Source organism: Clostridium chromiireducens, assembly GCF_002029255.1.
GTDB lineage: Bacteria > Bacillota > Clostridia > Clostridiales > Clostridiaceae > Clostridium > Clostridium chromiireducens.
The window spans coordinates 20,084-32,499 of record NZ_MZGT01000056.1; the positions used below are offsets into that span (position 1 = coordinate 20,084).

The 12,416-nt window shown below is 29.5% G+C and carries 12 protein-coding genes; 4 read left to right on the forward strand and 8 right to left on the reverse strand.

Annotated features, from left to right (window positions below; genetic code table 11):
- Nucleotides 1-8: 8 nt before the first annotated feature.
- The 8 genes from CLCHR_RS17880 to CLCHR_RS17910 all read right to left on the reverse strand — a co-directional run bounded on the left by CLCHR_RS17880 (nucleotide 9) and on the right by CLCHR_RS17910 (nucleotide 9,277).
- Nucleotides 9-1,355, reverse strand: coding sequence for an FAD-binding oxidoreductase (locus tag CLCHR_RS17880; RefSeq protein ID WP_207652334.1), 1,347 nt, complete (start codon nucleotides 1,353-1,355; stop codon nucleotides 9-11).
- Between the two features lie 120 nt (nucleotides 1,356-1,475).
- Entirely contained in the window at nucleotides 1,476-1,598 is a 123-nt protein-coding gene (locus tag CLCHR_RS25505; RefSeq protein ID WP_278337015.1) for a hypothetical protein, read from the reverse strand.
- A complete protein-coding gene (gene rlmH / locus CLCHR_RS17885; protein WP_079441270.1) occupies nucleotides 1,579-2,058 on the reverse strand; it encodes a 23S rRNA (pseudouridine(1915)-N(3))-methyltransferase RlmH in 480 nt (159 codons plus the stop codon). The genes CLCHR_RS25505 and rlmH overlap by 20 nt, the downstream gene beginning before the upstream one ends.
- Before the next feature lie 207 nt (nucleotides 2,059-2,265).
- Complete coding sequence (locus tag CLCHR_RS17890) at nucleotides 2,266-3,705, reverse strand: MFS transporter (RefSeq protein ID WP_079441271.1); 1,440 nt, start codon at nucleotides 3,703-3,705, stop codon at nucleotides 2,266-2,268.
- 457 nt (nucleotides 3,706-4,162) lie between these two features.
- Complete coding sequence (locus tag CLCHR_RS17895) at nucleotides 4,163-6,337, reverse strand: methyl-accepting chemotaxis protein (protein WP_079441272.1); 2,175 nt, start codon at nucleotides 6,335-6,337, stop codon at nucleotides 4,163-4,165.
- Nucleotides 6,338-6,621: 284 nt separating this feature from the next.
- Entirely contained in the window at nucleotides 6,622-7,125 is a 504-nt protein-coding gene (locus CLCHR_RS17900; RefSeq protein WP_079441273.1) for an SEC-C metal-binding domain-containing protein, read from the reverse strand.
- 65 nt (nucleotides 7,126-7,190) lie between these two features.
- A complete protein-coding gene (locus tag CLCHR_RS17905) occupies nucleotides 7,191-7,982 on the reverse strand; it encodes an MBL fold metallo-hydrolase (protein WP_079441274.1) in 792 nt (263 codons plus the stop codon).
- A 29-nt stretch (nucleotides 7,983-8,011) separates the two neighbouring features.
- Nucleotides 8,012-9,277 carry a UDP-N-acetylglucosamine 1-carboxyvinyltransferase gene (locus CLCHR_RS17910; protein WP_079441275.1) on the reverse strand — a complete coding sequence of 422 codons (1,266 nt, stop codon included), beginning with the start codon at nucleotides 9,275-9,277 and terminating at the stop codon, nucleotides 8,012-8,014.
- Nucleotides 9,278-9,662: 385 nt separating this feature from the next.
- Here CLCHR_RS17910 and CLCHR_RS17915 point away from each other — a divergent pair, with 385 nt between their 5' ends.
- The 4 genes from CLCHR_RS17915 to CLCHR_RS17930 all read left to right on the forward strand — a co-directional run bounded on the left by CLCHR_RS17915 (nucleotide 9,663) and on the right by CLCHR_RS17930 (nucleotide 12,321).
- Nucleotides 9,663-10,202, forward strand: a complete 540-nt coding sequence (locus CLCHR_RS17915; protein WP_079441276.1) for a hypothetical protein — start codon at nucleotides 9,663-9,665, stop codon at nucleotides 10,200-10,202.
- A 263-nt stretch (nucleotides 10,203-10,465) separates the two neighbouring features.
- Complete coding sequence (locus CLCHR_RS17920; protein ID WP_079441277.1) at nucleotides 10,466-10,942, forward strand: dUTP diphosphatase; 477 nt, start codon at nucleotides 10,466-10,468, stop codon at nucleotides 10,940-10,942.
- Between the two features lie 114 nt (nucleotides 10,943-11,056).
- The gene (locus tag CLCHR_RS17925; RefSeq protein ID WP_079441278.1) at nucleotides 11,057-11,488 is read left to right on the forward strand and encodes a DMT family transporter; all 432 of its coding nucleotides are present in this window, start codon (nucleotides 11,057-11,059) and stop codon (nucleotides 11,486-11,488) included.
- 17 nt (nucleotides 11,489-11,505) lie between these two features.
- On the forward strand, nucleotides 11,506-12,321 hold the full coding sequence (locus tag CLCHR_RS17930) for an MBL fold metallo-hydrolase (RefSeq protein ID WP_079441279.1): 816 nt from the start codon (nucleotides 11,506-11,508) through the stop codon (nucleotides 12,319-12,321).
- Nucleotides 12,322-12,416: the final 95 nt, after the last annotated feature.

The following is a 12,416-nucleotide window of genomic DNA, read 5'->3' on the forward strand; positions in this document are numbered from 1 at the left end:
TTAAATTCTTATTTTATTGATTGTGGATAATTAAATATATTAAGTGGATCATACTTTTCATTTATATATTTCAACCTACATACATTTCCACCATAATATTCTTTTTCATAATCTATTAATGGACTGTACGGAAAATTAACATATGATCCTTCTGTTATCATCTTTATATAATTTAATCTACTAGCTACCCATTCCTTGTTTTCTTCCGCATAAATTGAATTTTCCCATACTGATTGTATACCTATAATATAATTGGAATCTCTATAATAGAAGGCTGTTTCATGCTTTCCTTTATCCTTTACAGCTCCACCTAATCCATAAAAAGTAACTGCAGCATAAACTGAGCCTATAGGCTTTTCTTGAAGAGAAGATGCTAATTTTAATAACTCGTGCTTTGAATATATTCTATCTGCAAATCTACCCGCAGATTTAAATTTTTCACTAGCTTTATATATAGCTCCAATCTTTTTTACAGCATTTAAAAAGGTTGTATATTCAAAGTCAGCCTCAGCTCTTGGTAACATCAATAAAGGTTTTAATATTTCCTTTAATTCCGCTATATCTCCATAAAATAATCCTATAATGAATGCTGCTACACCCTCATCTGCAGAATTATAAAAACTAGCTCTCATATTCACTCTTCTATCTAGGGTTTGATATAAATTTTGAAATATATCCATAATACTTGCTTGTTCTAATGGTGTGGTATTTGGATAATATATTGTAAACTCTGTTACCTTATTTAATTTTGGTGGTAACCTAAAAGTTAATGAGATTACTATTCCAAAGTTTCCTCCTCCGCCACCCCTTAATGCCCAAAATAAATCACTATTGCAATCTCTATTTGCAATGATTATCTTACCTCTATAATCTACAAGTTCAAACTCTAATACATTATCAATTCCTAAACCAAATAACCTGCAAGATAGTCCCCATCCTCCGCCTAAAGTGTATCCTGCTACTCCAACAGTTGGGCAGGTTCCACCCGGAAAAGGATATCCTCTTGTGCCTACATATTCGTAAAGTTCATTATTTTCTACCCCTGATTCTATTTTCACTGTATTGGTTAATTCATTTATAATTATTTTCTTCATTCTACTAACATCAATTACTATAACATTATTTCCAATTGAATATCCCTCATAATTGTGTCCACCAGATCTTATTCTAAATTCAATATTTTTTTTAACGCAAAACCTTAAAGCACTTATAACGTCTTCTCTACTAGTACAATATAATATAGCTATTGGATATTTTTGTATTGCTCTGTTCCACACTTGTCTATCTTCATCATATTCTATATCCTTAGGTGTTACAATCTCACCATTAAAACATAAATCCTTAGCTAATTCCATCATTATCATCCTTTGTGATAGAATATTTTGATTTACAATAAATCTATCTACTGCTATTAATATATGATAAACATAACAATTACTTTCACATATTATATCAAAATATGCGCTCTAATTAACTTAGTATATTTTCAACCCCCAATAGTTATCGTCTAGTAGTGTTATTATTTCTTCTGCTTCTTGTAGCATTTCCTCTGAGCATTTTTGTACAGTTTTATCATCTTTATTTGTGATACGGTTCACCCTTCATTATTCTAAACCCTCTATAAACCTGCTCTAGAAGCATTACTCTAAAGAGTTGATGAGGGAATGTCATTTTTGAAAAACATAATTTATAGTTAGCCCTAGCTAAAACACTTTTTGATATACCTAGGCTACCGCCTATAATAAAGGCAATATTAGAATTACCTGTTATACCTAAGTTTTCTATGTAACCTGCAAAATCTTCTGAAGTCAAATGCTTTCCTCCTAGATCCATAGCTATAACAAACATATTATCTTTAATTTTACTTAATATCCCTTGACCCTCTTTTTCTTTAATTGATTCCTCTTCCTTTTCTGATGCATTATCAGGCGTCTTTTCATCTACTAGCTCTATTATATCTAACTTACAATAACGCCCTAATCTTTTAGAATATTCATCTATTGCATCTTTTAAATATTTTTCTTTAATCTTACCTACGGTAATTATAGTAATGTTCATTAGCTTCTCCTTAAGTTGTTTAATATTATATATATTATAACTAAAAATGATAAACTTAGCTAAAATTTTTCATTTGCTATAAATATAATGGAAAGTTAATTTTATCTTATTTCTTTTGTCTTACTATACCTCTATAATATATTATTATAAAAAAATATCATCAAAAGTTTAAATGCCTTCTGCATTCTTCTTTTGATGATATTTTATTTATACTACTTCAACCTTTTTCTTGTATCTAGTTTCATATAATCTATATGCCGTTAAAATAGCTCCTACCGCGCATATTATGCCTGCGGCTGAATATACATATTGCATTCCATATATAAAGACGTCATCTCTTCCTTCTATATATCCTGTAACATGATATCCTACCATTGTGCTCATACGATAATATAAAAGAGTTGTTGATAATGATATTCCTGAAACCATTCCTAAGTTTCTTACCAGAGCATTTATGCTTCCTGCAATTCCTAAATTCTTCTTATCTACTGTAGACATTACCAGTGAATTATTAGGTGATTGAAACATTCCATTTCCCATTGTCATTACAGCAATAAATATAATTAATGCTCCTAAATGAGAGTATTGTGTTAGTGTTGACATCAAAAATAAGCCTAAGCTAGTTCCTATAAGACCTAAAAATGTAAGAACTTCTGACCCTACCCTATCAGACATATGCCCGCTCATTGGTGCAATAACGGCCAATATTATTGGCGAAACCATCATTAATATACCTGTAACTGATGGACTTAATTTCATTACATACTGCAGATAGAACGGTATTATTATGTTTGAACAACTTATTGCTATAAAAGATATAAATGCACAAAAAATACTAAGAGAAAATAATTGATTACTAAATATCTCCAACTTCAATAGCGGTGATATAATTTTTCTTTCAACCATTATAAATAAAATAAATAATATAACTGAAATAGCTATAGCTGCTATGACACCAGTATTATTATATCCTATTTCTTTACCAAATGTTAGAGCTCCAAATAATAATACCATAGTTAGTCCAAACAACACTGCGCCCTTTATATCTAACGTTTCCTTAGAATTATTACTACTCTTCTGAAGTGTTCTCATGGCTAATGTAAGAGCTAAAATTCCTATTGGTACATTTATTAGAAATATATATTGCCAACTCAGAACAGATACAATTATTCCACCTATTGGAGGCCCCACCATTGATCCTAATGCTACAAATGTACCATTAATCCCTAAAGCTCTTCCTCTTTCATTACTCGGAAATACGTGTGTTATAATTCCATGACTTGTTGACATTGTTCCTGCAGCGCCTATTGCCTGTAATCCTCTCGATAAAACTAACATTATTAGTGAATTAGATAGACCACACGCTAGAGAACCAATTGTAAAAATTATAATTCCTAGTTTAAATACATTAGCCTTTCCTTTAATATCAGCTAATCTCCCAAATATAAGGATAGTACCTACAATAACTATTAAATAGCTCGTAACTACCCATTCTATGGATGCCATACTTACTGATAGCCTTTGCGCCATAACCGGTAATGCAACATTTACTATACTACCATCAAGCGTTGCCATGAATGTTAAAAGTACAGTTGTGAGCAATATAAGCCATCTTTTATCATTTACTTTGTTATCTTTATTCTCCATAATCTTTATCCTTTCTACGTAGCATATATAATAATTAATCTATTTAAACTGTAAGTTAAACCTAAAATAATAATTTCTATACTACAATAAAATTTGTTACTCTGATTCCAATTAGATATAGTTGCGATAGCAACTATATTTGATTATAATATATTTTTATTATTTGCACAAATGCTAAGTTAATTCATTGTGCCAGAAATATAGTCCACAGATATGTTCTTTTATTCGAATTTTATCCACATTCTCTCCTGATTCTATAGATAAACTCCTTTATTTTTATATTCATTGTGAATAACTCTCAGTAATAAAATTTAATGACAGGCTACTTTATATTTACGTATCCTACTTAAAAATAGGAAACATAAATGAAGGCAGCCTGTCATTAAATAATTTCGAGATAAGTTTTTAAATTTATATTTAATTTATTTTCTATGTATGAATAAGATTTTTATTTATATTATTTTAACTTAAATGATCCAACCATTTCATTTAGATTATCTGATGAATATTCTAATACTTCTGTAGCTTGCTTTAATTGCCTTATGTCTGATAATATCTTTTTAACCATTGTTAATGATTCTTCGCTCTTAGTTGAACTACTTTCTGTAGACTGCTCTACTTTATCCGCCATATTACTTACATTATTCATAACATCACCAACGCTTTCAGTTTGTGTTGAAGTAATATGAGCGATGGATTGCATAGCATCTGCAATTATATTTACATCTTGATTAATTTGATCAAATGATTGAATAGAATTTTTTACACTTCCTGTTGAAACATTTACTTTGCTATTTATTTCTCCTGCATATTCAAAGGTAGCTTGCGTTTGTTCTTGAACTTGTTTAATAACATTACTTATTGATTTAGTTGCGCCTTCTGTTTCTAAAGCTAATTTTGATATTTCTTCTGCAACTACTGAAAATCCTCTTCCACTTTCTCCGGCCCTTGCTGCTTCAATTGATGCATTAAGAGCTAAAAGTTGAGTTTGTTTACTTATATTACTTATCACGTTAACAACTTCACTTATTTCCTTCGAATACCCTTGCAATGTACTAATTGATTCAACTGTTTTATTAATTGTAATTTCTAAATCTTCCATATTACTTAAGACTTCTTTAGATACATTTTGTGCTGTTGATGCACTCTCATTAGTGCCTTCAACAATTCCAGAAACTTCTAAAATCAGACTATCCATTTCTTGAATTGAGGCTGTAATCTCTGAGAATTTATTTTTTGTATCTTGAAATACCAAATTTTGTTCCTTTGAGTTTTCTAAAAGGCTTACAACTGTATTTTCAATGACTGCCATTCCTTTTTTAACTTCATTAGTTATACTTGAAACTATATTTACTGACTTCTTGGTCGTCTTTGCCGATCTTTTTACTCTATGAAGCATGCTCATTTGATTATTTATAAATTTATTGAACCATCTTGATAGTTCTCCAATTTCATCTGATGACATTTTCTTAACTCTTTTTGTTAAATTCCCTTCTCCTTCAGCAATGTCTTGTAATATATTTATCGTCCTGCTTAAAGGTGATGAAACCATTCTCTTAGATATTATTAGTGTAAATAACGTCAATATAAACCACATTCCTAAAGATGTAAATATACTCATGTCAGGTGCAAGTTTTGTTGTTACGGTATTAATTGCTATTAAAATTGCTGACATTAAAGATATAGCCATTGGCATCTTTAAATTGATACTCTGAAAATTGTATATTTCATCTATATCTCCTTCACACATCATCCCCCAAACTTCATCGCAATTAGGAGGTGTTATCAACGTTCCTTTACCACCAACCATAATATGTCTATAATCAGGGTATCCAGGCCAACAATCTAAGTTTTCTCCATTCCTAATAGTATTCTCTACCCCTGGATGCAATTTATTGGTTGCCGGATCAGTAAATATAATCTCAAATTCGGTATGCTCTTTGATCTGAACTACTCCCCATTTTTTTGTTTTAACTCCATCTTTAAGATTATCGCCTAAAGTAAAAGCATTATCTTCAAATCTACTTCTAGAGATTGCAGTTCCAGGCTTAATGCCTCTGTTTGACTTTACCATAAACAAGTAGTTGTCGCCAGAATCCTTGTATATATGAGTATCCTCATCTTGTATTATATTACTCATATCATCATTTAAAGTTCTACAGCATAATATTCTAACTTGTCCTGTATGGTTTTTGCATCTGCTCGAAAACATTAGTGTTACATCGTCAACAAATTGCTTGTTACTTACATCCGTATCTAAAGTTCTTTTATCTTTATATGGCCCATACATGAGAGGTCTACCTTCTAATCCCGCTTTTAAATTAGGTAAATCACCCATATCTAGTCCTACATGCTCTTTGCATGACGAAACCGATACTATTCCTCTTTCATCTAAAACAAAGATTTCACAAAAATCTTCATGTTTCTTTACATTTTCCACTAAATAGTTATAAACTATATCATCATCATCTTCTAAAGCCATAAGCGAATTTTTTATATTTTCTAGTTGAGCCCACTTATCGTTAAACCAATTGTCTAAAGCCTTTTTTCTTCCATTAGATATTCCTTCAAAAACTTTTTCTGAATGCCCTTTTAAATTTCTATTCAGTAGGTACTTGAGCTTTAAGTTCATACTTGATTCCCCCCAAAAATATTATTGCTTACCTTTTTAATTAAATTTATATAAAAAATAAAAGCACTAAATAAAGATTCTTAAAAAAATCCTCATTTTTGCTTCCATAGCATATCTATTCATTTTTATACACATATATCTTATATATGTTAATTATATCAACTATATTTTAATTTGTGAATTGTTATTTTTCATAAACCGATTAAAAAGAAAAAAACCCATCTAAAATGGGTTTTTTAGTCAATTAATATATTAAAAACACTTATATTATATGTAATGATCTACTATTTGTCTTTCCCGCAGCATTTCTTATATTTCTTTCCACTTCCGCATGGACAAGCGTCATTTCTTCCTACTTTATCTAAATTTCTTATGATTTTAGATTCTTTATATTGCTTTTGCATTTCATTTCTCTTTTCTACTGAGAATATACCATCCCATTGAGGTAATGTATATAAATACTCTGCCTTAGCATCCAACATATTGAAGTATAAAGTTTCTAAATTTAAATCTAAAACTAGTTCTGTATCTGCATTAATAGATTCTAAATCATATGGATTTTTTAAGCTATCGTTAATTCCATCCATAAATCCCATAGCAAATTCTACTGTAGAATCATAGTTTTTGGCTAATTCATTAATTGTAGTGTTTTTAGCTTCTTTATGATTCGCTAATAAATCCTTATATATTGATTTTTCTAATTTACTATATTCTGCCCAAAAAGCATTTTCCCCTTTAGTTTTTACATAGTCAACAACCATGTCAGTCCATTCTGTATATAAACTCATTTTTTAAGTCCTCCCTTAAATCTTCATTTTATATATAATAATTTTTAATTATAACCTTATAAGAATCAAATTTCTATATAACTACTAGGATTGTGCCTATTTGCCATAGTTAACATTATGTCTTCATTAGGATTAATTCCATTCTCACTTAACACATTAAATACAGTCTGATATGCTAAATCAGGTTGATTATTTGTATTACTTAAATGCCCTAAAATAATCTTCTTATTTGCCGAGCACTTATATAATTCAACAATAGCACTTCCGCAATCCTCATTAGATAAGTGTCCTATTTCACTAAGAATTCTCCTTTTTAAAGGATATGGATATGGTCCAAATTTAAGCATATTAATATCATGGTTACTTTCAAGAAGTATAACTTCTGAATCCTTTATATTATCATAGATTTCCCTAGTGAAGGTACCAAAATCCGTTGCTACACTTATTCTCTTTTTTACAGCACTAACTGTATATCCCATTGGGGCCACTGCATCATGAGGAGTATTAAAGGCCTTAATACTCATATCATTTATTTCTGTAATAGATCTTTTATCTATCACTCTTATATTGCACTCTTTTATTTTTCCAAGCGAGTTTTCCATGGCAGACCAAGTATCTGCATTTGCATATATAGGAATATCATATTTTCTAGATAATACTCCCACTCCTTTAATATGATCGCTATGTTCATGAGTTATAAAAATCCCATTTAAATCTCTTGGATTTTGATTAATCTCTTGTAGTGCCATATCAATTTTTTTACCAGGGAGTCCTGCATCTATTAATATCTTCGCTTTATCAGAAGCAACAAACATGCTATTGCCACTACTGCCACTATATAAAGAACAAAATATCACTCTAATCTCCTCCCCCTATAGAACATTTCTTACTCATCAACTTCTATTCTTTTAATATTCGCACCCAAAGCTCTAAATTTATTTTCTATATGAGGATAACCTCTATCTATATGCTCTATGCTAGTTATCTCAGTAGTTCCCTCTGCAACTAATCCTGCTATAACCATTGCTGCACCAGCCCTTAAATCTGTTGCCTTTACTACAGCACCTGTAAGCCTTTGTGAACCATCAATAATTGCAACCCTGCCTTCGACTTTGATGTTTGCCCCCATCTTTTTCAATTCATCTATATGTTTATGTCTATTCTCCCAAATAGATTCAGTTATTAAACTTCTTCCTGGAACAACACTCAATAAAGTTGACATTGGTTGTTGAATATCTGTCGGAAACCCTGGATATGGCGTTGTTTTTATATTCACTCCTTTAAGTGGAGAATTTACAGTAACTCTAACACAATCATCGCCTTCTTCAATTACGGCTCCCATTTCAGTAAGCTTAGCTGTAATTGATTCTAAATGCTTTGGTATAACGTTTCTTATATAAACGTCTCCGCCTGTAGCAGCCGCTGCTATCATAAATGTACCAGCTTCAATTTGATCTGGTATTACACTATACGAGCAACCTTTTAAACTCTCTACGCCTTTAATTCTTATTATATCAGTTCCAGCACCTCTTATATCAGCACCCATTGAATTTAAAAAGTTAGCTACATCAACAACATGAGGTTCTTTAGCTACGTTCTCAAGAACTGTAACTCCCTCTGCTAATGTTGCTGCTATCATTACATTTATTGTTGCTCCTACCGAAACTACATCAAAAAATATGTTAGCACCTACTAATCTATCAGCTTTAACATTCACTGCTCCATGCTCAATAAACACATCGGCACCTAAAGCCTCAAATCCTTTTATATGTTGATCTATAGGTCTTACACCAATTGAACACCCACCTGGAAGAACCACTCTCGCTTTTTTAAATCGTGATAATAAAGCTCCAATAAAGTAATATGAAGCTCTCATCCTTCTCACATCATCTATGCATGCATCAAAGTTATTAACACTAGTACTATCTATCTCTAAAGTATTGCTATCTATCTTAACTATATTACATCCCAAGCTCTTAAGTATTCTCTCTAAGCAGTGTACATCTTCAATATCTGGTATGTTATCAATTATGCATTTTCCATTGCTTGCCATTATTGCTGCTGGTAATATTGCTACTGCTGCATTCTTAGCTCCGTTTATATCAACGCTGCCTTTTAGCAAGTTTCCTCCGTTTATAACTAATCTTTCCATTGAATTCACCCTATCTATTAAAATCTATATTATCTATATTTTATATCTAATTACATTATTAACCTATTTTATTATTAAAATCTATCTTAATCATTATATCATAAACTAAATTTATTTAAATATATTTTTTTAGTCTATACCTACTTTTTTAGGCATATATGCTATTTATCATAATTTTTTTAATGGTCCAAATGGAATTAGTTTCTTAATACCTTTATAATAAATACATAAATAGTCAATAATGTTAAAATATATAACGCATAGTATGATTAATATCTACATTCAGTATTTAATTATTCTTCTATTCTATTCTTTTCTACTGCTTAATATGTTATAATTTATTAAAACTTTAAGTAATACAATAATCGAGATTGTGAGGGTTATTATGAAGTACTACATAGTTGCATTATTTGATGAGGAGACATATCAAGTAATATCTCCTATACAAAGAAATATGTCTAAAAAATTTAGGGCAAATAGAAATTCGCCTATACCTTTTGTTTTATTGACATCTATAGAAAATCCAAATTTAGATAGATTATATCCTGTTATGGATAAAGTTATAGCTCCATATAAAACTTTCAGAATTGATGCTAGTGATTTGGTATACCTTTTTGAGCCTACTAAAAGTATAAATCTAAAAATAGATGATAAAGGGTATATAAAAAGACTTTCTCGAAGCCTTTCTGATGTTTTAGATCTTAATGGCTTTACCGTAAAATCCTTTGGAGATAACTTTATTTCTCTAGCTAATCTAGGTTACGTTCCTAAGGACTATAAGAAACAAGATGTAAAACTAAATTTTCCTGAAATATATGATAACAATAACCTTGTAAAATTAAGAATTAAAAGTATTGAGATATGGAAATTACCTATTGTAAAGAAAAATACTCCAATAAAATCTTATATTTTGAAAGATTTCTAACACACCAAGCTAAAGGTAATTATTAAATCCTTACATCCATCAATTATAAAACTGTCTTATGTATAAATTATTTAGGCAGTTTTTTTGTATTGTAAAATTTACGAAATATTTTTAATATAATAATTTTAATTTTTGAAAAATGCATTAATTATGAATTTTCTGTAAAAATAAAAAATATTTTTTTGTATTCGTTTTCTGAACTTTCATTTATTTTAAAGATTTTGTAAAATAATATTATTACAAGAAATATAGGGGGATTCATAATGAATATTCAGCCATTATTTAAAGTACAGAAAAAATATAATGATCGTTTATCTATAAATGAAGAGTTGGAACCACATAAATTGCAAGTGCGTAAAAATTTAGAATTTGCAATATCTCTTGGTGATTTAGCTAATGAAACTACTTGTTTTAATTATTTAGATAAAAAAACCAAACCCGTCAATCTAACTGTGATATTCAATAAATATATAACATGTATTTCTCAGGCCCTAACACTTGGTATTGATCACAAGTATACAGATTTAATCGCAGTTTCCATGAATCCTAATGATTATTGTCTAAGTGATCAATTTCTAAATTTATATATTGATATAAACGACTTGATTATCTCTCCTTCTATGGATCACTACTTAACCCTATTTGAAGATTTACTAAGTTTAGGATTAACTTTAGGGTTTTCTGAATCTCAAATACAAAATCAATTTAATAAAAGTTTAGATAATTTAGTAATAATTTAGCAATAATTGCTAATATTCGTAAATGTTGTCTATAAAATACTTATTACATAGCAACATTTTTATTTTATATAATATTTAACGATCTTACGGGAATAATATTTCCGAGGTGATATTATGTTTGGAATAATATGTGCAATAATTTCAGGAATTGCTATGAGTGTTCAGGGAGTATTTAATACTCGTCTTGGAGAAAAGATAGGGGTATGGGAAACTACATTATTAGTTCAAATAATTGCTTTCATCGTTAGTCTTATAGCCTTTTTCTTTTTTGGTGATGGAAGTTATTCAAATTTAAAGACTGTTAATAAATTTTATTTATTAGGTGGTATACTAGGTGTTGTAATTACTTTTACAGTTATAAAAAGTGTCAGTTCAATGGGACCTGCTTTAGGAATTGGTATTATCTTAATATCACAATTACTTTCAGCAGCACTTATTGATATTTTAGGATTATTTGAAACTGTAAAGATTAAGTTCTCATTAAATCACTTATTAGGTATTGCTATTATGATTATTGGTGTTGTAATATTTAAATGGAATCATTAAGAAAGGGAGGATAACACTTGAATCTTTTTTCTAATATTAATTTCTTATTCCATTTAACAATTAACAATATAAAAGAATATTTCAGAAAAAGTGAGGAAATAAAATCTGATCAAATAACGGCTAATTCTATAAACTGGTTTGGTCATGCTACTGCAGTTATAAATTTATATGATAAAATTATAATTACTGACCCTGTATTTTCTAGTACGTTAGGTTATTTTAAGAGATTAGTAAAAAAGCCAGCTTATATAAATGATTTAAAGATAGATTATATACTCCTATCACATGGTCATATGGACCATTTAAATTTTTCTTCTCTTAGAAAATTAAATAAAGATGCAGCCATAATTGTTCCAAAAGGATATGTCCGCCTTGCTAAACTATTAGGTTTCAAAAATGTAGTTTTATTGCACCCTGGAGACATTTATCAGGATGAGTTCGTAAAAATTACAGCCTATGAAGCTAATCATGATGGAAGACGCTTTTATTTTGGTCAGGATAACGAAAGCATTTCCTATTTAATTGAAAGGGAAGATAAACGTATCTTTTTTGCTGGAGATACTGCTTTTACAAATAATTTTAAAGATATTAACTGTAATGTAGCATTAATGCCTGTAGGCTGCTATAAACCTGATAGATTTTCTTATATGCATTGTACACCAGAACAAAGTTATGAGATGTTTAAAATGATGGACTGTCCTGTAATGATTCCTATTCATTATAAAACGTTTAAGATTTCTTTAGAAAATTTTGAGGAAACTGAAGAATCCTTACTAAACCTAAATGACAGTTCTATTAAAATTATTGATATAGGTGAAACTTATAGTTTATAGTGACTGTTTTATTTTAAATTCATAATATTAATACCTATAAAGACATGACTATTTCCTAGGAAATAGTCATGTCTTTATAGGTATTAATATTATTC